We start from the raw sequence: 24178 nt of genomic DNA, 5'->3' as shown, positions 1-24178 counted from the left end.
ATGTCTCCGCGAATAGGGCTGAATAAAGAAATGATACTTGAAGCTGCTGCTGTGCTCGCTGATGAAGAGGGCATTCACAGCGTGACATTGGCTTCTCTTTCTAAAAAGCTGAATGTCCGCCCTCCGTCTTTGTACAATCATATAGAGGGCTTAAACGGAATTCGCAGGGAGCTCGCACTTTTCGGGCTGACAAGCCTTTATGAGGAAATGGCCGCAGCGATTCAAGGTGCCAAAAAAGAGGAAGCTGTCAGGAGGATGGCGAAAGCTTATATGAGATTCGCGAAAAATAGACCCGGCCTTTATGATGCGACTTTTGTTCCGGAAGATGGGGACAAACGGATTGAAGAAGCCGGCGGAAAAATTGTCCGTCTTGTGCTTTCGGTTCTCAAAGCGTACCATTTAGACGCGGATGCGGCCATTCATGCGGTCAGAGGCTTGAGAAGCATTCTGCATGGATTTGCCGGACTCAGGCAAAACAATGCTTTCGGCCTTCCTTACGAAATAGAGGAGAGCCTTGATAGGACGATACGCGCTTATTTAATAGGGCTTGATATCTATCAGGACAAATAAATATTTCACAATTGTTTACATTTTTCTGAAATTTTAGTATCATAGGAATATGACTCCAGCATCTTTTGAGTCATAGGTATTATAGGCTTAACCAGCCACTTCTTGCCTTGGCGCAGTCAGCCAAGGATTTTTTGTCTGTCGGAAAATAAGCTTTATGCCAATAAGTGGTTCACACGGAAAGAAATCCATGATAATCTATAAATGTGAATAAATTCACAAAGGACGGACGTTATGAAAAAAAATCCGATATATGTACAAATCTCAATCCAAACAGATATGGATCGGCTCTGGCGTTACACGCAAGACCCTGAGCTCCATCAACAATGGGATTTGCGTTTTACAGACATTACCTATTTAAAGCGAAGACCCGGTGAGCGGCAAAGGTTTTTATATGAAACGAGAATCGGCTTCGGTTTGAAGATTTCCGGTACGGGGGAGTCGACCGGAAGCATGTATAAAGAAACGGGTGACAGAGTCTCGTCACTCTCATTCGCGAGCAGCCATCCGCTTTCTCTCATCCGGGAAGGAAGGGGATATTGGAAATACAAACAGATTGAAAACGGGATCGCTTTTATGACGCAATACGATTATGAAACCAATTACGGCCGGCTTGGGCGCCTCGCTGATCTTGCATTCAGGCCGCTGATCGGCTGGGCGACCGCCTGGAGTTTTGACGCCCTGAAGATTTGGCTTGAAAAAGGGCTGCATCCAAAGCTGCTTATTCAGAAAACGGCGATCTACTGGTTCGTTTGTCTGCTTCTTTCTTTTATTTGGATATATCAGGGGCTCATTCCAAAGCTCATCATGCAGCACCCTGAGGAAATCAGCATGCTTTCCTCCCTTTCAGGCGGACGATTTCCTCCGGCGTCCCTATTGAAACTGATCGGATTGGCTGAGATGGCGCTCGGTATATTGTGGCTGTTTCCTGTTTGTAAAAGGAAATGGTTTCTGCCGCATATCGCCCTGCTTGTATTGCTTACAGCCTGTGCCGGAATGACGGATATCACATCCTTCGCACACCCTTTTAATCCCGTCGCGCTCAATACCGCACTGATCATTTTGTCCATTATCGGCTATGTGAGCGCAAAGGAGATTCCAAGTGCGCGAAATACGATCAGAAAGAGGCGTTCATTTGAATTCCATGTATGAACGAGTGATAAAAGACTTTCACCTTCTCCATCCAAAGCTCAAGGAGCGGTATCGTATCACTACGGAAAACGCATTTAGAGGAAAAGGGGTGATGACGGAGATATCGGGAGGCTCTTTTTGGATCAGGCAGTTGTTTAGAGCGGGGACGAAATTCCGCTGCTTTTTTCCCGAAAGAGGAAAGAACGTTCCATTTACGATTGAAAACAGCCTGCGGCTGACGAAAAACAATATGATGGAGGCTGAGTGGAGCAGAACGTTCTTTTTCCGTGATAAGCAAAGGCATTTTGATGCTGTCATGGTCTATGATGAAAGGCGCAGGGAAATCATCGATTTTTTCGGGCATCCCCCGATTTTAATTTCAAGTCTGCATTTTAAAGCGGAACCCGATGGATCATTATCGATTGTCTCTGTCAAACAATGGCTTCCTTTATTCGGAAAAAAGCTGCCGCTTCCAAAATGTTTATACGGCGCTTCTGTTGTGAATGAATCGTATGACGAGGACAAAGGCTGTTTTACGATTGATGTCCATGTGAAAAACCAAATAGCCGGAACACTGTTTTCATACAAAGGAACATTTCAGGAAGAGGGGGAGGCGAAATGATTGTTTGGCGTTTAGGTGTAAGCGCTCTTTGCTATGCGGCTTTTTTCCTCGCTAAAGCGCCGGATATTCCGCCGGCAGAGGCGCTTCTTTTATTATCAGCGTTGTTTTTTGTACCGGCTGCGCTCAGTCTCATTCAGCATGACAACGGGATGTATCAGCTGTTGATCCGCAGCTTTCCTTTTGCAGCTTGTTCCGCTGCATTATCCCTGCTGTTCCATTCGCCGCTTTTTTCATGGATCTGGCTATGCTATACAGGCATGATCGCTTTATACGGGGCCCTTCGCCTCTGGGAAAGGGGAGGAAAGGGCCTTGAAGAGGCGTCGATTGACAGCGGTCTGTTTTATCTTCCTTTCGGGGGGTTTTGGCTTTTGGCTTATACGCTAGACCTTGAAATCATGGACTTCAGCCCGCTGATTATCCTCTTAACAGCGGTGCATTTTCATTATTCGGCATTTCTCATCCCGATTTTCAATGGAATGCTCGGCAGAACACTGAAAAAGAAAACCCGCTTTTATGCGGCGGTTTCATGGGTGATCATGCTGTCCCCGCTGTTGATCGCAGTCGGCATATCGTTTTCGAAAACGATTGATGTCGCGGCTGTTGCGCTATATTTGGCTGCCCTATACAGCGGCGGTTTCCTCGTATGGAAGGCAGCCTTCAAAAACCGTGCAGCGAGATCCTTGGTCATCTTTTCATCATTGCTCTTGATGTTCACAATCTCATGTTCGCTGATTTATTCATACGGCGGTTTTCGCGGCCGACCGCTGTTGACGATACAGGAGATGATTTGGGTTCACGGGCTTGTCAACGCTGTTTTCGTCATCATTCCGGGGCTGATCGGCTGGCGCCTTGAAGGCCCTGAATCGGTAAGCGAAAGGTCAACCGGCGAAAACATGAGCAGGATTTTGGGGACATGGAGAATCGGCGCCGATTTTTTACAGCGGCACCGTTTAAAAAACGATACATCTTACAAAGGACTTGCCGATGATATGCACCTATTCCGCAGCAGCGGCTTCCGGCCCGAATCGCTTTCTCCTCTCATTTTCGATTTCTATGAAAACACGGCGGGCTACGCTTTAAAAGCGGAGGTTGTCTGGCGGCCATGGTTTAAGCCGCTCGCTTACATCTACGAGCTCATCTCAAAACAGACAGGCCAAATTCATTTGGGCATCAAACAAGGCCGGCAAATAATGGACGGTGCGATTGTCGGTGTTGATTCAGCGAAAGACGGAAGGGAGAATGTACGCGCCTGGATCAGAACAAATGAAGAAGGGGACACCGTTTTTGTGGCGCTATATTCCGTTCATACCCGTGATGACGTGACATACATGAACATTGCCCTTCCATTGCCGTATTCCAATATGACGGGCATTTTAAAGCCGAAGGCAGAAGGGAGATCCCTGATCTTGACAAGCGAAAAACAGTCAGATCGAGGCGATGAAGGTATATTTCTTTCAACAAAAATCGGAACTTTTAAACTGCCCCTTGCCGAACGGTTCATCATCAAAGCAGAGGGGCAGGACAGGCTTTATGCGTTTCACCGCATGTGGCTGTTTGGCATACGGTTTCTCGATATTCAATATGATATTGAAAAAAAGGATTCCGCCGCATGGAAGGCGAAATAGCAAATGAAAGCCGGGCAAAGATCGAATTGAACTGGAGGGTGATTATGCTAAAAAACGTTTTGCTTGAACAGTTTAAAGCATGCTATAACGAAACGACTTGGTTTGTTTGTTTTCAAACGGCCGCCGCCGGTCTCACCGAAAGTGAGGCAAGGCAAAAAGGAGCAGGTTCGGAAAATTCGATTTTGGAAATTGCCAATCATTTAATTTTTTATAATGAGCGTTATTTAAAACGGTTTAAAGGCATTCCTGTTCCGGCTTTTGCCTATACAATCGATGATACGTTTGTGAATAAGAGCGGGCTTGGCTGGGAAGAAAGCCGAAAGGAGCTGGACGGCATCTATTCCGAATGGATCGATGCGGTCGCCTCCTGCGAAGAAGAGGTGCTGACTCAGCCGGCGGAGCATGACCCGCATTCCACCTGGGCGGACATTTTATCCTTGCTCATCCTTCATAATGCTTATCATCTGGGGCAAATCGTCCATATGAGAAAACAGCTGAAAAACTGGGATGCTTCAAAAGGCGTGAACTAGCGGCTTTGCCAGGCAAGATGGCGGTTAAGGGCTCACACGTCTGAAGGCCGGTCATTTTGCCTGGGTGAAGCCTCGATTTTTGCTTTCAGATTGTGATAGGCATCTTTTAGCCAAGGATGGACAACCTTCAGTTTATCTTTTTGCTTCCACAAGTACTGAATATAAATAAACGCTCCGTTCTCCAAGGAAACATCAAGCGCTTCATGAAGCTCCTTGATGTAAGGCGGCGTTCCCGTCTGATCCCATTCTATTTTATCCGCTGAAAATACGACGAGATCGAGCGGGGAGGGGTTTTTCCTGAGCGTTGTGTGGCATTCTATTGCATTCAAAATATCTTGATCCGCCACCTGAAACAGGTCCCGCGCCATCACTTTCGACAGTTTTTGATGGATGATCATCGGAAATACCCGTTCTTCGGGAAGAATGTCAATACCGAGCGCTTCCGCTGCCGCAAGCCTTTTTTCGTTAGGGATAACGCCGCTGATGTCATGCAAAACGCCGGCAATTTCAGCTTTTTGTACAGACACATGAAAACGTTTTGCCAATCCTTCCGCCGCTTTTTTCACCCTTATCGAATGCTCAGCCGTTTTTTCGTGGTTATGGCGTCTCAAAAAATCAATGGCATCTGAACATATATCGCCTCTGCGGCGAACTTCCATCTCTATTCCTTCAATATTCATCAACATCTCTCCTTTTTACGTTGTTTCATCATTAACAAAACAATCTGCTTTTACCTTATCATAGCATTGACAAATCTGGATACAGGCCGTTAAAATATTTTGTTAACTAGAAAATAAAAGAAGGGACTGTCCATTGACTATGTCTGAACTGACAAAACAGCTGATCTATGATATGTATGTCAAACTGCTGCACCTTAACGAACAAAAAGCGGATACAGATCTCAAAGCATTTATGAAGCAGGCGGCAGAGTCCGATGTCAAACGGCTTCCCGGGAATATGACCACAATCCATGTCATCAGCTGTATTGGCCATGATGAACCGATCAATAACACCGGTATCGCCAAAAAAATGAACCTATCCAAGGCAAACATTACAAAAATCAGTTCAAAGCTTTTGAAAGAAGGCCTTATCAAACGGTTTCAATTGACGGACAACAAAAAAGAGGTCTACTTTCGGCTGACACCGAGCGGGAAACAAGTGTTTGAACTTCATGAAAAGCTTCATCAACAAAAAGCGGAACAATTTGATCAGTTTCTCGATTCATTTTCAGAGAAAGATCAAAGCGCCATTTTGAAATTTCTTCAAGGGATGACAATTATGGCCGAATCAAATAAAAATGAGTAGCTGACCTATGTTCTTTGAAATTAACCATAATCATATTATGTAAACAAATAATTTTTGTTGTTTGCTTGAAATTGGATTGACGATACACCTATTCCATATTATAGTTGATTCACATAAGTTAGTTATATGAATAACTAAGAGGGTGAGTATAAATGGCAAGGCCGAATGTAACATCAAAAGAAACGTTGATTGAGGCGGCAAAGCGCCGTATTGCCGATTATGGTCTGGACAATCTGACGCTAAAGGCGGTGGCTGAAGAGGCAAAGGTGACACAGGGAACGGTTTATTATCACTTCCGGACAAAAGAGCAGCTTGTGTTTGAAGTGGTTCGTGATGTTTGCCGCACGTCATGGGATCATCTGACAGCAGATGAAAAGCCCGCGGCCGAAAAAATAAAGGAAGGACTGTTATCGGCAAAGTCAAGGACTGAGAAAGACGCCTACTATCATCAGCTTTTTTTGGAATTGGCCGTTTTTGGTTTTCGCAATAAAAGGATCAACGGGCAATTAGGCGAGCTTCTTGAAGAAGAAAATACACTGTTGGCGGAACAGCTCTCTTTGATGTGGAAGCGTTCTCCTGTCGAAGGGGTTTCGTTTCGCACCTGGGGGATTCTTTTAAATGCTTTAATTGACGGACTTGCTGTTCAGTCTCTCGTGTCACCGGAATTTTCATCAGAAGAAGTCTACCGGGAATTGGAGATGGTTCTGCAGATGTTGACGGAAACAGCTTCGCGTGAAAAAAAGTAAAAGGGGAATCGACATGTTTACAGAAAAACTAGGTTTGGCTCTTGTTTTCTCTTTTCTTGTCTGGCTTGGTGCAGCCGGGTTTTTTATGCTGTTTGGCGAGTCGGTACTTGCCGAACCAGGTGAAGATACCTTTTGGTCACGTTTTCTGCTTCTTGAAGCGGGAACCTTTGTCGTTCTATACGCCATATTGCGGTTTTATCAACGAATTGATCAGTCGCGGTTCGCGGCACTTAAGCTTGGAATTTGGGGCTCTTTAATCGGTTTGTTTCTCGATGCTTTTTCCTTATGGAACCATTCGCTGATTTTCCCGGCGCTCACTAAAGGAAAGGTGATTGGTTTTGCGATATGGATGGTCTTTGCATATGCCATGTATTTAACGATACCGCTGTTGATGGAAAAATGGGGAAGAGCAGGGGGAAGACGCTTAAAGCGACATTGATATAATAGACGCCCGCTTTTTGCAAAACGGGCGAAACACATTTTTGGTTTAAGGGTGTATCAGTCTTGGGGAACCGAACGCTCTGCGTTGACATAGCCTGCACCATAAATGTTCGGGTCCCGGTCTGTCCATAAATCAGTGCCATCCTTTAAAAGCCTTTTGACTTCATCAGGCGCAGTTCCGGGAGCCTGCTGAAGAATAAGCGCGGCGATTCCTGCGCAAATCGGTGTAGCCATTGAGGTGCCGGACAATGTCATATAATTTGTGCCGACCCGGTTTGATTTTTGCAGTTTATCGAGAAAAGATCCCGGAGATCGCAGAGACGTAATATTGGTGCCAGGAACCAGCAGGTCTGGTTTGACTTGACCGTAAATGGTCGGTCCTCTGCTTGAATAGGATGCGACATCATCATCATCGCGGCTGACTGTATCCCGGTCATCCAAAGCTCCGACTGTAATAATCTTGCGGCTGACGCCCGGGCTGGCAATCGTTTGCGCATCAGGACCGGAATTTCCGGCAGCCACACAGACGACAATTCCCGCGTCCCAGGCTGCATTGACGGCTTTGACGACGGGATCTTCCTCTTCGCTTTCATAAGGGACGGCATCTGAACCAAGCGACATGGAGATAATATCGATCGGATCTTCCGGATGTTCCTCATTAAACTGAATGCACCAGTCTACTCCTTGAATCACAGTTTCCAGTGAGCCGGAGCCCATTTTATCCAACACTTTAACCCCGATCAGATCGGCTTCAGGGGCAGGTCCGCGGTATTGTCCCGAAGAAGCGGCTCCATTTCCGGCGGCATCACCTGCGCAATGGGTTCCGTGTCCATTGTCATCATACGGCTCAGCTCTTTGATTGACAAAGTCGGCAAACGCTCTGATCCTTCCTTCAAGGTCTTGATGGGGATAAATGCCTGTATCTACAACAGCCACGGTGACTCCTTTTCCTGTCAGTGTCATGTTGTTTCTGACGACTTCTTTGGCATTGCTTGCTTCGAGTGCGACATCAAGGAGGGCTTTGACTGGCCGATTTAAATAGATTTTTCGAATACCGCTCGACTGTGACAAGAGCGATTGCAGAACAGATGGTGTGACCTCCGCGCTGCAACAGTTGATTTTGGTGAAATGGTTTTTGACTTTGTTCCGCCTCCGATTGGCCACCATCTCGTTTACAAGCTGATAGCCCTTATGATGACTGTCTTTTTCAAATTCTATAATGACAGAAAGTTTTTTGTTTTTCATCAGCATTTTTTCAAAGAAACCGTGCAGAAAACAAGGTGTCCATTTGAAAGGTTTATAGAGTCTTAACACACTTTCTCTCAAGGGACGGTCTAATTTATGGGCATTGGCCCGGACCATTTGAACCATGTAGGAACCGAACATCGAGATCCACCTCTTTTAAGATATGTCTTGTAAGATAATCTATGAATGAATGGGAGATCCCGTAAAGTTGGCTGTCCTAAAACGGCGGATAAAAAGGCTGTTCACTAGCATTCCATTTTGTGAAATATTAAAATTCTAAATATTCATAAAAAACATCTTTAGCTCTTTCAGATCATATTTAAACAAAAGTTCAATCTTATTTCGATATTCTCATCTTTCTGATTGTACCAATATATGCATGGGTGTTTTGAGAGGAAGAGGGGAATCCAAGAATTTTTAGCTCTATGGCCGTTATTTTAAATTTTTGTTTCTCATCGAAAATTGAATACATTAGGCAACCGGATGTACCCTCTCGTTTTCGATTCTGTAGCAAGAGTTGTGCTCGAAAGGGCCATATGATGGGATAAAGTGATGAGGCGGAGTCTAATGAAAGAGAGTATATAAATATTCTAATGTTAATAGAGAGAAGGAAAATGAATGAAAAAAGAATTTCCGATAATTGAAACTGAAAGATTAATCTTAAGAGAAGTCACAACTGAGGATGCTAATGATATGTTTACTTATTTATCTGATGAAGATGTTGTAAAGCATACGGGTTTGGCACCTTTCCAAACAGTTCAAGATGTTTGGGATGAAATTAATTGGTATAACTCTATGATCACAGAAGGCACTGGCATTAGATGGGGAGTGACATTAAAAGACTTTGGAAAGGTTATAGGAAGTTGCGGATTTCTTCATATGGTTACCAAACATTATCGAGCTGAAGTTGGATTTGAATTAAGCAAAGATTACTGGGGGAAAGGAATAGCTAGTGAAGCATTGGAAGCAGTTGTTAAATTCGGGTGCCATCACTATCATTTGGAAAGGATTGAAGCTCTAATAGAACCTGCAAATCTCCCTTCACAAAAATTAGTAGAAAAGCAAGGGTTTACAAGAGAGGGGTTGTTAAGACATTACGAATATACTTGTGGTAAATTTGATGATTTATATATGTACTCGATCTTAAAAGGAGACCTCAACCTTATTTAAGGACTTTCATACAACTCATACCGGTTATATCAGTTGTATGATTATTCCGGAAAAGGGCGCGAGAATTGAACGACGCGGACTGTTTAGCAATGGAAGAGCAGGATGATAAATCCTATACCTAGTGATAAAAAATGGAGGAGACGAGAAATTCGCAGCTTATTTTAATGACAATAACGAAGGTGATGAAACAGTTGGAAAGGATCGCTGTGAGGGCCGATAAGAACGCTTGTGTTGAATCGTAATGATTGATAATCTAAAATAGAATAACGATTTTAGGACTTGTCAGCAGAGGAGAAGGGGTGTCATCATGGCAACAATTGAAGATTTTTTAAAGCTGGACATACGGATCGGGACCGTTTTGAAAGCGGAAGTGTTTGCGGAAGCGAGGGTGCCGGCCATTAAGCTGGAGATCGATTTCGGAGAAGAGATCGGCGTCAAGCGCTCGAGCGCGCAAATCACAAAGCGCTACATACCTGAAAAGCTTGTGGGACGGCAGGTAACGGCTGTGGTTAATTTTCCTCCGCGGCGGATCGCCGGTTTTAAATCTGAGGTCCTCGTTCTTGGCGGTGTTCCGGAACAAGGTGATGTGATTTTGCTGGCGCCTGATGAGGAAGCACCAAACGGCACAAAGATCGGTTAAAACAAAAAGAGGGGCTCCTGTTGGGAGCCTCTCCTTTTTTAATTGACTTTGAATTTTTTTGTTAACTCGCGAAGTTCTTCAGCCATTTGTTCGAGTGTGGCAGAAGAGGAGCTGATTTCTTCCATGGAAGCCATCTGTTCTTCCGCTGATGCGGCAATATCCTGAATGCCCGCAGTGCTTTCACGTGACACTTCCGCAATTTCTTCAACGGCTCCGGAGACTTCCCGTGACCCTGATGACAGCTGTTCGACCGCTGCGTTCAGCGTTTGCAGTTTGCCGGCAATTTCATTTGTCATATCACTGATTTGACTGAAGCTCGTTTCTGTTTTTTCAGTAATTTTCAGACCGGACTGAACTTCATGATTGACCGATTGAAACATGTTGAGAGAGTGTTCGATTTCTTTGACGATTTCCTGAATCAATGTTTCGATTTCTTTTGCTGAGTCCGCCGATTGAGCGGCCAGCTTGCGAACCTCTTCGGCGACGACGGAGAAACCTCTGCCTGATTCGCCGGCACGCGCCGCTTCGATGGCGGCATTCAGCGCAAGCAGATTGGTTTGATCGGCAATTCCGTTGATGACGCGGAGGATCGATGTAATGTCTTTCGATTTGGATTCCAGTCCTTTGACGACGCCTTCCGCTTGTTTGACAGATTGTTCAATCGAATTCATTTGCCCGACGGTTTGCTGGACGAGTTCACCGCCTGTTTCCGCGATTTCCGTCGATTTGACCGACGATTCTGTGATCGATTCAGAGACCTCAGTCATTTCGTTCAGTTTCTGATTCATCCGGCTGAGCTGGTGTGAGCTTGCTTCCACTTTCTCATTCTGGCTTTCGGCACCGTTTGAAAACTGTTCGATCGCCGAAGTGATGTGTTCTGTCGCTTTGCTCGTCTGGTCTGCGCTTGCTGTCAGCTGTTCGGAGGAGGAAGCGACATTTTCAACCGATTCCTGAATCGTGCCGATCAGGGTGCGAAGCGAGTCGGCCATGTCATTGAAGCTATTGCCGAGCTGTCCGATTTCATCATTGGAATGCACTTCGATTTGCTGTGTCAGGTCGCCGTTGCTGATATTTTTCGCAGATGAAACAAGCTGATTCAGCGGTTTGCTGATCGCCCGAATAATAAAGAAGATGAGAATTCCTCCAAGTATCACGGCTCCCGCAAATACGATGAGCGCCATGTGAAGAACCGGTTTTGCCGCGTTTGTAATTTCATCGGAAAACATCGTTCCGGCGATTTTCCAGCCGGTCAGTTTGTTTGTCGCAAAAGCCATCTGCTTGTCTTTTCCTTGAAACGTATACTTGAATTCGCCTTTTTCTTTGCCGTAGACTTGGTTGACCCAGTCGCCTTCACCTTCAGTTCCCGCTTTAATCGTCGGGTGGGCGATATATTTTTTTGAGGCGCTTGTAATAAAAGCAAATCCTTCTTTTCCGATTTTGACATCGTTCGTTGCTTTAATCAGCTCGTCGATGTTCAAGCTGAGCGCAGCCACTCCTGATCCGTCTTGAGTTTGTTTGGCGATCGTAATGACCGTGTTGCCGGTAGCGGCGGATGTGTAAGGATCGGTGACGATGATTTCGCCTTTTTTCTCAACCGCTTCTTTATACCATGGCCTTTCCGTCGGATCATAGCCGTCAGGCATTTTCGTATATGGATGCTGGACATATACGCTGTCTTTTGAGCCGGTGAAGATCGCTTCAACGTCTTGATTCTGTTTGGCGTATTGTTCAAACTTTTCTCTTAGAGAAGTCTGTCCTTTTTCCTTGAATGTTTGTTCTTGGATGACTTCACTAAAATATGTAATGGCATCCGCCTTTTTTTCAAGGTTTTGATCAATCATTTCATTCAGTTGATCAACACTGTTTTTTGCGCTTCGCATGATTTCATCTTCGATCGAACTGCCTGCCGTCATATAGGAGGCACTTGAGAAGATTAATATTGGCAGCGTTAAAATCAATAAAAATGAGATCGTTAGTCTTTTTGAAAGAGAAGGACGCTTGATCCAGTCCAATATTTTTTTCATCGCTAAAACTCCTTTGTCTAGTTTACGAAATTAATATCGGACAATTTTCACATTTTTATATCAAATTTTAAAATTTAGGATTCGAAACAAAAAACAGTTTCATTTAGACGATAAAGGTGATGGCCGTCAGTGCGGCCGAGAGCATACGTAAAGGTCAGAGTCAGAGAACGGAATTCACGCCAATCCTAAAGCTGAAGTTTGCCGCCATAGTATAGATACATGGGCAGAATCTGGGCAGGTCATGATTCTCGTCAAAAGAACGCCTTTAGAAATAAATCGGAGATACCATGCTGGCTGTCGCATCTGAAAGGGGTGACAGCACCGCCAATCATACACTCGAGCATGACATCTTCTCATTGATTTCGATAAAGGTCAGCACTTACTGCAATCCCCAGTATGTCCATCATTATGGCGACACCAGTGACTAATCCAGATCATCGAATGGCTCCTTCAGCCGGGAAAATACTAATCCTGCTTGCCGGCAGCAAGACGCTTCCGAACAAAAGAGGCGATAACCAACAGCAATGGGATCATAAATGCAAACAGGGGAAAGATCGAATGAAGGGCAGCCTTTCCCTGTTCAATATGCTCGGCATAACTGCCAGCTATGACTATGGAGAGCGCCAGGGTCACCAGTCCGATTGGCAGGATGAAGCGGCTGGCTTTTTTTACATGAAATATGTCTGCCGAACAAACTACCGCTGCATATGAGAAGATGGTCACCTTCACAAAATCTCCCACCACGAGTGCGATCATCGCAACGCCTTGCAACCCTTGGATAAATCCGCCGAAATTGATCTTTTCAACAAATTTCAAAAATGGGAATGTTGACGATCCCCATCCATGTACACCTAATACTGCGATTTCCAGAATGATTGTCGCCGTTAAAACCAAACCGCTGAAAATGATGGCAGCCAGCCCAAATGCCATCCCAATTTTCTGTTGATTTAAATAAGGAAATATTGTGGTAAAACATATTAATTCACCATAAGGGAAAAAAACACGTTCGGGAAAAGCGGTGGTTACCACAGGCATCCAGCCATTTTCTAAGACCGGGAGCAAATGTTCAAGACGGATAACATTTGAACCGATGATGGAGAAAAAAGTCACGATGGTCATCACAAATATCAGCGCAAACATGATTTCACTCGCTCTTGCCAACGTCTCGATTCCTTGATAAAGGGCATAGCAAACAATAACCATCATGATCACGCTCAGGGTGAACATCGGGGTTTCGCCATATTGAAGTAGTAAAAGCTCGCTGGCGTCACGAAGATCTCTAGAGGCTCCATAAATGAAAAATACAATATATAAAAGACCGATTATAAAGCCAATGGGTTTTCCTAAAATATTTTGTATATAACGAGTCAGCAGCATATTCGGGAATTGTCTATATAAATAGTAGTAGAGGAACAATATCACGATCCCCCCTGCTAAACCAAGCAATTCCGCCAGCCATGCATCCTGTTTCGCTTCGACTCCCAATGGAACAATCAGCGCAGTTCCAAACACGAATAATACGATCAACGAAAATAGCTGGTGAGGGCTGATTTTGGCATTCTCCATTTTTTACGCCTCCGAAAACCAACATTTGTTAAATTATCATTAGTCATTAACAAAATAGGTTGATGATAAACTCCATCCTTCTTTCAGGTATAAAAAAGTGGAATCAAGACAAATTAAAACCAAATACAGGAAACCAAAAAGGAAATAGCAGGGAGAAGTTATGAGATTCTTTAAAAAACGCTACGAACAAGCATCGAAAGAGTATGTCGAAGATCACGTTTCCGATCAGAGGGACGGACTGCATCTCAATCTTAAAGAGAATATCCAACACGTAAAAGAAGCGCTCGGGGATAGCGACGATATTATCGTTCGGGAGTTTCGAATCGGAAAAGACGGGGATTTGCGGGCAGCGATTATTTATACGGACGGCTTAATCGACGAGGCATCTGTGCAAAATTTCATACTTGAATCATTAATGTTTCATTTTCAAAAAGTCGATGTTTCTGCTGGAGAAAGCCCGTTCATCAAGTTAAAAGACTCTGTTTTGACCGTTGGTGATTTGAAAGAATTAACCGATTTCGGCGCACTTTTCAGCTCACTCTTAAGCGGGGATGTCATTTTTTTGCTGGACGGCTATTCTCAAGGGTTAACGCTTGGTATGAAAGGAGGCAAAGATCGCGGCGTAACCGAAGCGACAGTTGAAAACACTGTGCGCGGCCCAAAAGAGGCTTATTCGGAAAGTCTGCGGACCAACACAGCGCTATTGCGGCGGATTATCAATGACCACAATCTCTGGTTTGAAACAAAGAAGCTCGGCAATGTGACGAAAACGAATGTATCGATTGCCTATATTAAAGGAATGGCCAATGAAAAAGTGATCGAGGAAGTCCGGCGGCGGCTTGATCGAATTGACATTGACAGCATCCTGGAAACCGGCTATGTTGAAGAGCTGATACAGGATGAGACCTACACGCCATTTCCTACCATTTTCCATACAGAACGCCCTGATGTCACAGCGGGTAATCTGCTGGAGGGGCGAGTCGCCATTTTTGTTGACGGCAGTCCGAATGCCTTAGTGGTTCCATCCCTGTTTGTCCAATTTTTCCAGACAGCGGATGACTATTATCAGCGCGCCGATATCACCTCACTGTTGCGTTTTCTTCGTTTTATCGGTTTTTTTATCGCGCTGCTCGGACCATCACTGTACATCGCCATCACGACGTTTCATCAAGAAATGCTGCCAACGCCGCTGCTCATCAATCTGGCAGCACAGCGCGAAGGCGTGCCTTTTCCCGCTTTTGTTGAAGCGCTGTTGATGGAGGTCACCTTTGAAATCCTCCGCGAAGCCGGTGTCCGAATGCCGAAAACGATCGGACAGGCGGTTTCGATCGTGGGGACGCTTGTTATTGGAACGGCGGCTGTCGATGCCGGAATCGTCTCCGCGGCCATGGTCATCGTCGTCGCGATAACAGCGATTTCAAGCTTTATCGTCAGCTCATTTAATCTTTCGATATCCGTCAGAATGCTGCGGTTTGTTTTTATGGGGCTGGCAGCTTCCTTCGGATTGTTTGGCATCATTGTCGGCTTGATCGCCCTCGCTCTTCATTTATGCAGTTTGCGATCGTTTGGCGTACCGTATATGTCTCCGCTCGCCCCGTTTATAGCCGCTGATCAAAAGGATGCGCTTTTTCGGCTGCCGCGCTGGGGATTATTTTCACGTCCGCGTCTGATCAGCCAAAAAAACGTCAGGCGCGAAGACACCGTTCCGCCGAAGCCAAGAAAACAAAAATAATGTCGGCTTTAAGGGAAGCCGGAAAGCAAGGAGTGGTTCAGTATGCTGGTTGTTCTGGGAATTCCTCTTATAGCGGGTTTAATCATCCTTTTGGAGCTGCCGACGCTATGGAAGAAAAAACAGAAAAAAGAGATATGGGTCTTTTCTCTGCTGCTCGCTCTTGCTGTTGCGCTATGCATCACAGAGGGGCTTGGTGTTGAGCTTCCAAACCCTCTCGATTGGCTCGCTGTCATTTATAAACCGCTCGGTGATGCCATCATGACTTTATTGCAGTGAGCAGGAAGAGAAAACGGAGAAAGGTGGTTAAGGCTTGCGGAAACATATCGGTTTAGTTGCCGTTCTCATCCTTTCCGTTATTGTATTATCAGGGTGCTGGAATCGGCGGGAATTAAATCAACTGGCCATTGTCGGCGCCATGGCGATCGACAAGGCGGATGGCAAACATGTTGTAACGACTCAGGTCATCGACCCCAGTCAGATTGCAGCCAAGCAGGGAAAAGGCCAGGAAGCGCCGGTCATTACGTATAAGGAAAAGGGAGACACGATCTTTGAAGCGATCAGAAGAATGACAACCGTAACACCTAGAAAACTTTATTTTTCCCATTTGCGTGTTCTCGTCATAGGCGAGGAAATCGCTAAAGAAGGAATCGACGACACGCTTGATTTTTTATCAAGGGATCACGAGGTGCGGCCCGATTTTTTTATCATTGTCGCCAAAGATGCCAGAGCGGAAAACGTGCTGAAAGTCATGACCGGGATAGAAGACATTCCTGCAAACAAACTGTATACGTCGCTTGAAACATCGGAGAAGTCGTGGGCTCCTTCGATGACCATCACCTTGGACAAACTGATCTCTGATATCACCAGCGAGGGGATACAGCCCCATTTGACAGGACTCAAGCTGTTGGGGGATGTTAAAAAGGGGCAAGACAATGAAAATGTTCAACAAATTGACCCGGATGTCAAATTAAAATACGGCGGATTGGCGGTTTTTAAAAGTGATAGACTCATCGGCTGGCTGAATGAAAGAGACAGTAAAGCGGTGAACTATGCGTTAGGAAATGTCAAAAGCACGATCGGTGAGCAGCCTTGTCCAAACGGCAAAGGAAAAGTGGCGGTGGAGGTTGTTCGCGCGAAATCGGAACTCGCGGTCGACGTCAAAAACGGTTCGCCGAAGGGAAGCGTTCAGATCAATGTGGAAGGCAACATTGGAGAAATACAGTGCAAACTTGATTTGATGAAATCCAAAACGATCACCGAGCTGGAAAACAATGCAAATAAACGGGTTAAAATGATCATAGAAAATGCAATTAAAACAGCTCAGAAAGAGTACAAAGTCGACTTTTTCGGTTTTGGCGAAGCACTTCACCGATCAAACCCCGACTATTGGAAAAAAGTCAAGAAAAACTGGGACGAAACATTCTCGGAGATGCCGATCGATGTGAAAACAGACGTACAGATTCGACGCGTCGGGACAATCGGAAAGTCACCGCTTGAAAAAATGGAGTAATCGCTTACACGTTGACAAAGCACCTCTCTGTCTCATATACTTTATGGTAAATACAGTGAAAGGAACAGGTATAGGGGACATGAAGCAGTAATCTTATTTTCCATCGTTTTTTGAATACGAAAAAACGGAAACTTGGAGAATAGGATTAGTCTGCCCTTTTATACCTTGCATCATCTTCTTTTTCGCTGCATGTGTGTTTGCCGTGCTCGAAAAGAGGCCGGTTCATACTGCGCTTTCTCGATGCATTGATTTGGCATTTTATCCTCTCCGGGTTTCCGTGAGAGGTTTTTTGTTGTCAGCCAAAACAAACAGAGGTGAGCAGTATGACGATTTTAATGAAAATAAGAGGGTTGCAAAAAAGCTTTGGAGAGCAAACCATTTTAAAAAACATCGATTTTGAGATTTCACATCAAGAGCGGATCGGTTTGGTCGGCTGCAACGGAGCGGGAAAAACAACGCTTGCCAATATTTTGAGCGGTCATATGGAAGCTGACAAAGGGACTGTTCAAATGGACCGGACGCTTAAAATCGGCTATTTGCAGCAGTCGATTGAGTATTCGGTCAATGATTTCAAAACCATATTAACAGGGGCTGAAAGCGGGACATTATATCAACTGACAAGCCGCCTCGGCTTATCAAAGGTTCAAAGCTGGAGTTCCGAACGGCTTGGCCATATGAGCGGCGGAGAAAAGCTGAAGCTCGCGCTGGCGCACGTCTGGAAGACGAACCCTGATGTCCTGATTCTCGATGAGCCGACCAATCACTTGGATTTAAAAGGAATCAACTGGCTGCTTGATGAGCTTGAACAATATCAAGGTGCGGTATTGATTATTTCCCACGACCGCTACTTTTTGGATCAATCCGTCTCGAAAATATTTGAGCTTGAAGATGGAAAATTGCACTCTTATCAAGGAAACTATAGCGCATACCGGCGGGAGAAAGAGCGGTTGTATGAAGAACGCCTGCATCAATACGAGGTCCAGCAGAAGCATAAAAACAGGATCGAGTCACAGATTTCCACTCTGCAAAATTGGTCGCAGAAAGCTCACCGCGACTCGACAAAACAAGGGACCCAGTCAGAACGGAGGCAGGCGGGATTTAAAGAATACCATCGGGTCAAAGCTAAAAAGCTCGATAATCAAGTCAAATCAAAACTCAAGCGTCTTGAACAAGAACTTGAAAAAAACAGAGCGGAAAAGCCAAAGGATGAAGCGGCAGTCAAGTTTCAATTTTCATCTGGAGTAAAAAGAGGCAAACGGATTTTCGAAGCGAAAGGATTGACAAAAACGTTTGATGGAAGAACCTTATTCAGAGACAGCCATTTTTACATCAAGCACGGAGAGAGATTTGCTCTTATCGGAGACAATGGCTGCGGCAAAACAACGCTGGTGAAGATGCTTTTGGAGGAGGAGCCGGCCACAGAAGGAGTGTTATGGAAAAGTCAGTCTGTCAAGGCCGCTTATTTGAGCCAGGATGTCAGCAATTTAAAACCCGAGCAGACAGTGGCCGAAGCGCTGAAGCTGTCTGACAGAGACAAAATCGCAAGGGCGCGGACAATGATGGCCAATATGGGGATCAAAGAAGACCGGTTTGATCACACGATTGGAACGTTCAGCCTCGGGGAGCGGACACGGATCAAACTGGCTGGCATGGTGCTGGACGATTACGATCTATTGATTTTGGATGAACCGACCAACCACCTGGATTTGCCAAGCAGAGAACAGCTGGAAGAGACATTGCTGGAATTTCAGGGAACGATCATCATCGTTTCGCATGATCGGTACTTTACTGAAAAATTGTGCAGCAAACTGCTCGTATTTGAAAACGGCCGCGTGACCAGAGTGGAAACCGGTCTGGAAGACTACCTGCGGCGCAAGACAAAATCTCTGAGCAAAAAAAGCGGGGAAGAAGATGAAATGTTACGGATTGAAAACCGAATGACCGCAGTGCTTGGCGAGCTGGCCGGACTTTCACCTGATGAAGTGAGATACCGCGAGCTGGATCAGGAATTTTCTGAGCTTGTGAAGCGTAAACAAGCGCTTTCAAAAAAAGACTAATCAAAAGCCATTTGTCTCGTTTTTTGGGACAGATGGCTTTTTTGCGTGGGTGAAATTACCACAATTATAGAAGTCATCCAAGGGAATAATAGGATAAAAAAGATGGACTTAGCAAAGGGTGATCAACATGTGGCAAACGATTGTTACCTATTTTCCAGATTGGCCGACATTGATGCAGGCTTTTATTGTATTTTTCATTCCATTTGCCATATCAAGATTTTTTCTTTGGATTCGTATAAAAGAGGATGAGTGAAGAGATGAGATGGTGGAAATCGAAAACACGAAGAATCATGCAACAGACCAATAAACAAAAATCCGCAAAGATCGAAGCGCCGTCTTTGGAATCAACAGGCTATTTTACCGGTGATTTCGACCATGATCTGGAAATGGCCAAAACAGCGATGGAACATAATTCGGATGTTCATTTCCGCGAGTTTGACATCGGACGCACCGGCACGCGGGCGGCTATCGCCTTTGTCGAAGCAATTTCAGATAAAGACCTGATCGACAAACACATCATGAAATCCCTGATGGCCGATTTCTCTAAAGAATATCAAATGGAGCTTTCGTCATTAAACAACAGCAGTCTGCCCGTGGTGATCAAACAGCAAATTTTATCAATCAGTGAGATCACCGAGGCCAACCATGTAAGCCAGGTGGTGCCGGAGGTTCTCATGGGAACGACACTGCTTTTGATCGACGGATCAGCTGATGTTCTGATGCTCGGCACCGTCAAGAAAAATACAAGAAATATTGAAGAGCCGGTATCGGAAGCGCTGGTCAGAGGGGCGCGAGTCGGCTTTACGGAAACGATCGGGACAAACACCGCGCTTTTGCGGCAGCACGGAAAAAATCAAAGCTTGTCGATGACCCAATTTCAAGTGGGGAAAAGAGCCGTCAAAAAGCTTGTCGTCGCCTACATTAAAGATGTTGCCGATCCGGAGCTGGTGGAAGAAGTCAAAAAAAGAGTCCAATGTATTAATATCGATGATGTGCTTGAATCAGGCTTTGTCGAACAGCTGATTGAAGACAATTATCTCAGTCCGTTTCCGCAGGTGCAAAGCACGGAACGGCCCGACCGTGTGATGAGCGCTCTGATGGAAGGCAGGGTGGCGATTCTCTTGGATGGAACGCCTTTTGTGTTAATCGTGCCGGTGACCTTCAGCATGCTCCTTCAATCGCCTGAGGACTATTATGAACGCTGGCTTCCAAGTTCACTGATCCGCATTTTGCGGATCGGTGCGGCGATGATTTCATTACTGGGACCGGCTTTATATATATCCTTTATCTCGTTTCATCCCGGGCTGATCCCAAGCGAGCTGGCGATCTCGATCACAGGGACGAGGGTGGGGGTGCCTTTTCCGTCTCTGATTGAAGCGCTGATTATGGAAATCGCCATCGAGATTTTACGTGAGGCCGGACTGCGGCTCCCAAAACCGATCGGTCCGGCAATGGGAATCGTCGGCGGTATCATTATCGGCGAGGCGGCTGTTCAGGCAGGCATCGTCAGCCCGATCATGGTCATCGTCGTTGCGGTCACCGCAATTTCTTCATTTGCGATTCCGCAATACAGCGCCGGCATTTCCCTGCGTATGCTGAGGTTTGCGGCGATGTTTTGTGCGGCCACATTTGGTTTGTACGGCGTGATCATGTTTTTCCTGATGCTTTCCAGTCATGCGGTGAAGCTGAAAAGCTTTGGTGTTCCATATGCGAGCCCTGCTGTTCCATATCGTATAGGCGACTGGAAAGATTTTATTGTTCGTGCGCCGCTGTTGATGATGAGAAAAAGACCGAAGCTGACGAAAACAGACGATACAACACGCCAGTAGCAATATAGAAGGGAGGCAAACATTCATGATGATCAGGCCGAAAGAGCATATCACCACTGCACAAACGGCGGTCATCGTCATCAATTTCCTGCTTGGAACAGGCATCTTGACGCTGCCGCGAACATCTGTCGATGAAGTGAAGACTCCGGATGTCTGGATCACCCTCGTTTTAGGCGGAATGATCGCACTGACGGCCGCAATCATCATGGTGAAGCTAAATCAGCAGTATCCCAAGAAAACATTTTATGAATACAACCAGGAGATCGTCGGTAAATGGCTGGGCGGATTTGTCAGCCTCCTGTTCATTTTCTATATGCTGTCTCATTCCGGATTTCAGGTCCGCTCTATGCTTGAAATCACCCACTTTTTTCTGCTGGAAGGAACGCCGCGCTGGGCAACGGCGATGGTGTTTTTATGGGTGGGGCTCTATTCGATTGTCGGCGGTTTGAGTTCACTTGCCCGTTTGTTTGAAATCGTTTTTCCGATTACAGTCATCCTGTTTTTGCTGGTGGTGTTTATGAGTACTGGCATTTTTGAGCCGGACAATTTGCGACCTGTCATGGGGCAAGGCATCGGACCCGTCTTACAAGGAATAAAAGTAACGGCTCTGTCCTTTTCAGGCATCGAAATTATTTTGCTTCTGATGCCGTTTATGAATCAGCCGAACCACATCATAAAAACCGTTGTGATCGGAACAGCCATCCCCTTATTGTTCTACATGATCACCGTCGTCATGGTCATCGGCGCTTTGTCGGTTGATGGCGTCATCACAAGGACTTGGCCGACCATTGATTTAATGAGAAGTTTTGAAATTCCCGGGCTCATTTTTGAACGATTTGAATCGTTGCTGCTTGTCATCTGGATCATGCAGCTTTTCAATACGTTTGCCATTTCTTTTTACGCTGCGGCATTGGGGCTGTCCCAGCTCTTCAAAGTGAGGCTTCAGTCGGTCATGTTTGGCTTGCTTCCGCTGATTTATTTGATTGCCATGGCTCCGAACAACATCAACACAATGTTTGAATTTGGCGACTTCATCGGAAACAGCGGCGTGTATTTGGGCGGTCTTTTGCCCATTTTGCTCCTTGTGATTGCAAAGGTGAGAAAAAGAAAAAGCGGGAATTAGGCGTAATGAAAGGAGGCTCGGTCTTTATGGTCAGTTCGCAAGACAAAATCACCGTTTCGCAAACCGTCATTATCATCACTAATTTTCTATTGGGGACGGGCATTCTGACGCTGCCGCGAACTTCTGTTGATGCGGTCAAGACGCCGGATGTCTGGCTGTCCGTCATCTTAGGCGGACTGGTTGCCATGATGGCAGGATTCATTATAGTGAAGCTAAGCCTTATATATCCGGAAAAAACCTTTTATCAATACAGCAGGGATATTATCGGAAAATGGCTGGGAGGGGCGGTCGGCCTGCTGTTCGTTTGCTACTTCCTTACAACATCGGGCTTTCAAGTCCGATCTGTAACAGAAGTCATGCAGTTTTTTTTGCTTGAAGAAACCCCGCTTTGGGCAATGGCAATGATTTTTTTATGGTGCGGCATTTATCTGATCATCGGTGGCATCAATCCGATTGCCCGTCTTTATGAAATCATTTTTCCGATTACGGTGATGATTTTTCTAACCGTCGCTTTTATGAGCATCGGCCTATTTGACCCCGACAATCTGCGCCCTGTACTTGGGAAGGGAATCACGCCGGCGCTTCAGGGGGTTAAAACGACGTCTTTTGCTTATACCGGCATTGAGGTGATGCTGTTTGTCATTCCTTTTATGAGACAGCCGGACAAAGCGTACAAAGCTCTTTTGGTCGGTATTTCTTTTCCGGTTATCTTTTACGTGATCACCGTTATTATGGTGATCGGGGCGCTCTCCATTGACGGAGTGGTCACAAGAACGTGGCCGACGATCGATTTGATGCGGAGCTTTGAGATCACCGGGTTCGTACTCGAACGGTTTGAATCGTTTCTGCTTGTCATCTGGATCATGCAGATCTTCTCCAATTTCACCATCAGCTATTATATTGCCGCATTGGGGCTGTCCCAGCTTTTTAACAAAAACATGAAACCGATCTTATTCGGCCTGCTCCCGCTGATCTATATGATTGCCATGACGCCGAAAAGCATCAATCAGCTATTTTCCATCGGAGATATGATCGGAAACACCGCTTTGTATTTAGTCGGCCTCATCCCGCTGCTGCTGCTTGTGATCACAAAAATAAGGAGGGGGAATCATGAAAAAAATAACTGACATGCTTCGCTGCCTTTCCGTTTTTTCTCTTTTGGTTTTAACAGGGTGCTGGAGCAGCCATGAAATAGAAGAGCTCGGCTTAACATTTGCCATGGGGATCGATAAAGGCAGTGAAACAGCTCTTGAAAAAAAGTTTGACAAAATGGGGGGAGACTACCCGAAAAAAGACCGGATCACCATGATCTATCAATATGTCAACGAACAGGCTGCCGGCTCAAAGGCGAGCGGAGGAGGGGGGTCACCACAAAAATCTTACTTCAATATTTATGAAACTGGTGATTCGCTACAACAAATCAGCGCTGAAGTGGCTTTAAGGCTGGACAGGCCGATCTTCAGCCCCCATTTAAAGGTGATCGTCGTCGCCGGCGAGCTGCTCCGTACCTATTCGTTGGAAGAACTGCTCGATCAGCCCCTCCGCGACAACGAAATCAGGCCGAGCAGCCTCGTTCTCGTGACAAGAGGAAAAGCAAAAGACACGCTTAACCTGAAGGAAACTGGTGAAATGCCGGCGTTTCGCCTGCGCAAAATCGTTGAAAACGAATACAAAACAAAAAAAGTGCTCCCTCCTGTGACACTGGCCAAACTGACAGGCAAAATGAGATCAGGCTCGAGCTTCCTGATACAAAATGTGGTCGGCGCCGACGGGGAAGTCAAATACGCGGGGGCCGCCGCCATCAACGGAAAAAACAACAAGCTGATCGGCTATTTGGATGAAGAGGATTTAGAAGGTGTGATGTGGATCACTGGACAGGGGAAGGGCGGGGCGGTCAAAAGCTATGATACCAAAGCCAAAAAGCTGAATGCTTTTGCAGTGGAAACCATTAACAGCAACATCAAGCCCGTTGTCAAAGGCGGCCGTCTCTCTTTTCAAGTCAATGTTGAGTCAGAGGGACACCTCGCCGAAAACTGGAACACCGCTGAAAAAGCGTTCGACAACAAGTTTTTGGAAAGAGTTGAAAAAAACACAGCGCAAACGGTGAAGAAACAAATGGAGCAAATTACTAAAAAAATGCAGCGCCAATACAAAGCGGATCTCGCCGGATTCGGAAACCAGCTCAGAATCAAACATCCCCGACTTTGGAAAAAGCTGAAGAAAAACTGGGATCAAACCTTTACCGACATTCCGATTAAATATCATGTGCAGATCACGATTAAAGATTACGGAACAGTAGGGGATCAGTAAACAAC

General features: G+C 45.7%; 23 protein-coding genes. 19 read left to right on the top strand and 4 right to left on the bottom strand.

All coding sequences use genetic code 11. From position 1 onward, the window contains the following. The 5 genes from M654_RS13455 (at window position 1) to M654_RS13435 (ending at window position 4475) form a co-directional block, all read left to right on the top strand. A complete protein-coding gene (locus tag M654_RS13455) occupies window positions 1-570 on the top strand; it encodes a TetR/AcrR family transcriptional regulator (protein WP_026587405.1) in 570 nt (189 codons plus the stop codon). A gap of 231 nt (window positions 571-801) precedes the next feature. Next, window positions 802-1719 (top strand): DoxX-like family protein, encoded by a 918-nt coding sequence (locus M654_RS13450; protein WP_026587404.1) that lies wholly within the window; start codon window positions 802-804, stop codon window positions 1717-1719. Next, entirely contained in the window at window positions 1703-2320 is a 618-nt protein-coding gene (locus M654_RS13445; protein WP_026587403.1) for a DUF4166 domain-containing protein, read from the top strand. Before M654_RS13450 ends, M654_RS13445 begins: the two co-directional genes overlap by 17 nt. Then, window positions 2317-3945 (top strand): YndJ family protein, encoded by a 1629-nt coding sequence (locus tag M654_RS13440; protein WP_026587402.1) that lies wholly within the window; start codon window positions 2317-2319, stop codon window positions 3943-3945. The genes M654_RS13445 and M654_RS13440 overlap by 4 nt, the downstream gene beginning before the upstream one ends. 44 nt (window positions 3946-3989) lie before the next feature. After that, window positions 3990-4475, top strand: a complete 486-nt coding sequence (locus M654_RS13435) for a DinB family protein (RefSeq protein WP_026587401.1) — start codon at window positions 3990-3992, stop codon at window positions 4473-4475. A 32-nt stretch (window positions 4476-4507) separates the two neighbouring features. On the opposite strand, the gene yqeK is transcribed toward M654_RS13435, so the two are convergent. Beyond that, the gene (gene yqeK / locus M654_RS13430; RefSeq protein WP_051290383.1) at window positions 4508-5155 is read right to left on the bottom strand and encodes a bis(5'-nucleosyl)-tetraphosphatase (symmetrical) YqeK; all 648 of its coding nucleotides are present in this window, start codon (window positions 5153-5155) and stop codon (window positions 4508-4510) included. A gap of 139 nt (window positions 5156-5294) precedes the next feature. Here yqeK and M654_RS13425 point away from each other — a divergent pair, with 139 nt between their 5' ends. From M654_RS13425 to M654_RS13415, 3 genes are all read left to right on the top strand, one after another. Beyond that, complete coding sequence (locus M654_RS13425) at window positions 5295-5780, top strand: MarR family transcriptional regulator (protein ID WP_026587400.1); 486 nt, start codon at window positions 5295-5297, stop codon at window positions 5778-5780. Window positions 5781-5932: 152 nt separating this feature from the next. Continuing rightward, a complete protein-coding gene (locus M654_RS13420) occupies window positions 5933-6526 on the top strand; it encodes a TetR/AcrR family transcriptional regulator (protein ID WP_026587399.1) in 594 nt (197 codons plus the stop codon). Window positions 6527-6539: 13 nt separating this feature from the next. Beyond that, window positions 6540-6965 carry a DUF5367 family protein gene (locus M654_RS13415; protein ID WP_026587398.1) on the top strand — a complete coding sequence of 142 codons (426 nt, stop codon included), beginning with the start codon at window positions 6540-6542 and terminating at the stop codon, window positions 6963-6965. A gap of 59 nt (window positions 6966-7024) precedes the next feature. On the opposite strand, the gene M654_RS13410 is transcribed toward M654_RS13415, so the two are convergent. Beyond that, window positions 7025-8353: a serine protease AprX gene (locus M654_RS13410; RefSeq protein ID WP_026587397.1), complete on the bottom strand. Its 1329-nt coding sequence runs from the start codon at window positions 8351-8353 to the stop codon at window positions 7025-7027. Between the two features lie 477 nt (window positions 8354-8830). Here M654_RS13410 and M654_RS13405 point away from each other — a divergent pair, with 477 nt between their 5' ends. After that, entirely contained in the window at window positions 8831-9382 is a 552-nt protein-coding gene (locus tag M654_RS13405) for a GNAT family N-acetyltransferase (protein ID WP_026587396.1), read from the top strand. A 307-nt stretch (window positions 9383-9689) separates the two neighbouring features. Further along, window positions 9690-10022 carry a chaperone CsaA gene (csaA, locus tag M654_RS13400; protein WP_026587395.1) on the top strand — a complete coding sequence of 111 codons (333 nt, stop codon included), beginning with the start codon at window positions 9690-9692 and terminating at the stop codon, window positions 10020-10022. Window positions 10023-10060: 38 nt separating this feature from the next. Here csaA and tlpB read toward each other — a convergent pair whose 3' ends face one another. Further along, window positions 10061-12046, bottom strand: a complete 1986-nt coding sequence (gene tlpB / locus M654_RS13395; RefSeq protein ID WP_026587394.1) for a methyl-accepting chemotaxis protein — start codon at window positions 12044-12046, stop codon at window positions 10061-10063. 287 nt (window positions 12047-12333) lie between these two features. Here tlpB and M654_RS13390 point away from each other — a divergent pair, with 287 nt between their 5' ends. Next, window positions 12334-12474 carry a hypothetical protein gene (locus M654_RS13390; protein ID WP_163170559.1) on the top strand — a complete coding sequence of 47 codons (141 nt, stop codon included), beginning with the start codon at window positions 12334-12336 and terminating at the stop codon, window positions 12472-12474. A 37-nt stretch (window positions 12475-12511) separates the two neighbouring features. On the opposite strand, the gene M654_RS13385 is transcribed toward M654_RS13390, so the two are convergent. After that, window positions 12512-13612 carry a GerAB/ArcD/ProY family transporter gene (locus M654_RS13385; RefSeq protein WP_026587393.1) on the bottom strand — a complete coding sequence of 367 codons (1101 nt, stop codon included), beginning with the start codon at window positions 13610-13612 and terminating at the stop codon, window positions 12512-12514. Between the two features lie 160 nt (window positions 13613-13772). Here M654_RS13385 and M654_RS13380 point away from each other — a divergent pair, with 160 nt between their 5' ends. The 8 genes from M654_RS13380 (at window position 13773) to M654_RS13345 (ending at window position 24173) form a co-directional block, all read left to right on the top strand. After that, complete coding sequence (locus M654_RS13380) at window positions 13773-15344, top strand: spore germination protein (RefSeq protein ID WP_026587392.1); 1572 nt, start codon at window positions 13773-13775, stop codon at window positions 15342-15344. Window positions 15345-15386: 42 nt separating this feature from the next. Continuing rightward, complete coding sequence (locus M654_RS13375; RefSeq protein ID WP_026587391.1) at window positions 15387-15620, top strand: hypothetical protein; 234 nt, start codon at window positions 15387-15389, stop codon at window positions 15618-15620. Between the two features lie 34 nt (window positions 15621-15654). Then, window positions 15655-16854 carry a Ger(x)C family spore germination protein gene (locus M654_RS13370; RefSeq protein ID WP_026587390.1) on the top strand — a complete coding sequence of 400 codons (1200 nt, stop codon included), beginning with the start codon at window positions 15655-15657 and terminating at the stop codon, window positions 16852-16854. A 323-nt stretch (window positions 16855-17177) separates the two neighbouring features. Further along, on the top strand, window positions 17178-18911 hold the full coding sequence (gene abc-f, locus M654_RS13365) for a ribosomal protection-like ABC-F family protein (protein ID WP_026587389.1): 1734 nt from the start codon (window positions 17178-17180) through the stop codon (window positions 18909-18911). A 257-nt stretch (window positions 18912-19168) separates the two neighbouring features. Continuing rightward, window positions 19169-20740, top strand: a complete 1572-nt coding sequence (locus M654_RS13360; RefSeq protein ID WP_026587388.1) for a spore germination protein — start codon at window positions 19169-19171, stop codon at window positions 20738-20740. Window positions 20741-20765: 25 nt separating this feature from the next. Then, window positions 20766-21863, top strand: a complete 1098-nt coding sequence (locus tag M654_RS13355) for a spore germination protein (RefSeq protein ID WP_026587387.1) — start codon at window positions 20766-20768, stop codon at window positions 21861-21863. Between the two features lie 26 nt (window positions 21864-21889). After that, window positions 21890-22990 (top strand): spore germination protein, encoded by a 1101-nt coding sequence (locus tag M654_RS13350; RefSeq protein ID WP_026587386.1) that lies wholly within the window; start codon window positions 21890-21892, stop codon window positions 22988-22990. Next, window positions 22974-24173, top strand: coding sequence for a Ger(x)C family spore germination protein (locus tag M654_RS13345; protein ID WP_026587385.1), 1200 nt, complete (start codon window positions 22974-22976; stop codon window positions 24171-24173). The genes M654_RS13350 and M654_RS13345 overlap by 17 nt, the downstream gene beginning before the upstream one ends. The last annotated feature ends 5 nt before the right edge of the window (window positions 24174-24178 follow it).

Origin of the sequence: Bacillus sp. NSP9.1, from assembly GCF_000465465.2 — a bacterium.
In the GTDB taxonomy this organism is placed as follows: Bacteria; Bacillota; Bacilli; order Bacillales; family Bacillaceae; genus Bacillus; species Bacillus sonorensis_A.
Note: the sequence above shows the minus strand (reverse complement) of the source record. Positions and strands in the feature narration are given on the sequence as shown.

Excerpts from the sequence above, each read along its gene's own strand:
- M654_RS13455 (WP_026587405.1), top strand. The coding sequence starts at position 1 with ATGTCTCCGCGAATAGGGCTGAATAAAGAAATGATACTTGAAGCTGCT.
- M654_RS13450 (WP_026587404.1), top strand. The coding sequence starts at position 802 with ATGAAAAAAAATCCGATATATGTACAAATCTCAATCCAAACAGATATG.
- M654_RS13440 (WP_026587402.1), top strand. The coding sequence starts at position 2,317 with ATGATTGTTTGGCGTTTAGGTGTAAGCGCTCTTTGCTATGCGGCTTTT.
- M654_RS13435 (WP_026587401.1), top strand. The coding sequence starts at position 3,990 with ATGCTAAAAAACGTTTTGCTTGAACAGTTTAAAGCATGCTATAACGAA.
- yqeK (WP_051290383.1), bottom strand. The coding sequence starts at position 5,155 with ATGAATATTGAAGGAATAGAGATGGAAGTTCGCCGCAGAGGCGATATA.
- M654_RS13425 (WP_026587400.1), top strand. The coding sequence starts at position 5,295 with ATGTCTGAACTGACAAAACAGCTGATCTATGATATGTATGTCAAACTG.
- M654_RS13420 (WP_026587399.1), top strand. The coding sequence starts at position 5,933 with ATGGCAAGGCCGAATGTAACATCAAAAGAAACGTTGATTGAGGCGGCA.
- M654_RS13415 (WP_026587398.1), top strand. The coding sequence starts at position 6,540 with ATGTTTACAGAAAAACTAGGTTTGGCTCTTGTTTTCTCTTTTCTTGTC.
- M654_RS13410 (WP_026587397.1), bottom strand. The coding sequence starts at position 8,353 with ATGTTCGGTTCCTACATGGTTCAAATGGTCCGGGCCAATGCCCATAAA.
- M654_RS13405 (WP_026587396.1), top strand. The coding sequence starts at position 8,831 with ATGAAAAAAGAATTTCCGATAATTGAAACTGAAAGATTAATCTTAAGA.
- csaA (WP_026587395.1), top strand. The coding sequence starts at position 9,690 with ATGGCAACAATTGAAGATTTTTTAAAGCTGGACATACGGATCGGGACC.
- tlpB (WP_026587394.1), bottom strand. The coding sequence starts at position 12,046 with ATGAAAAAAATATTGGACTGGATCAAGCGTCCTTCTCTTTCAAAAAGA.
- M654_RS13390 (WP_163170559.1), top strand. The coding sequence starts at position 12,334 with ATGCTGGCTGTCGCATCTGAAAGGGGTGACAGCACCGCCAATCATACA.
- M654_RS13385 (WP_026587393.1), bottom strand. The coding sequence starts at position 13,612 with ATGGAGAATGCCAAAATCAGCCCTCACCAGCTATTTTCGTTGATCGTA.
- M654_RS13380 (WP_026587392.1), top strand. The coding sequence starts at position 13,773 with ATGAGATTCTTTAAAAAACGCTACGAACAAGCATCGAAAGAGTATGTC.
- M654_RS13375 (WP_026587391.1), top strand. The coding sequence starts at position 15,387 with ATGCTGGTTGTTCTGGGAATTCCTCTTATAGCGGGTTTAATCATCCTT.
- abc-f (WP_026587389.1), top strand. The coding sequence starts at position 17,178 with ATGACGATTTTAATGAAAATAAGAGGGTTGCAAAAAAGCTTTGGAGAG.
- M654_RS13360 (WP_026587388.1), top strand. The coding sequence starts at position 19,169 with ATGAGATGGTGGAAATCGAAAACACGAAGAATCATGCAACAGACCAAT.
- M654_RS13355 (WP_026587387.1), top strand. The coding sequence starts at position 20,766 with ATGATGATCAGGCCGAAAGAGCATATCACCACTGCACAAACGGCGGTC.
- M654_RS13350 (WP_026587386.1), top strand. The coding sequence starts at position 21,890 with ATGGTCAGTTCGCAAGACAAAATCACCGTTTCGCAAACCGTCATTATC.
- M654_RS13345 (WP_026587385.1), top strand. The coding sequence starts at position 22,974 with ATGAAAAAAATAACTGACATGCTTCGCTGCCTTTCCGTTTTTTCTCTT.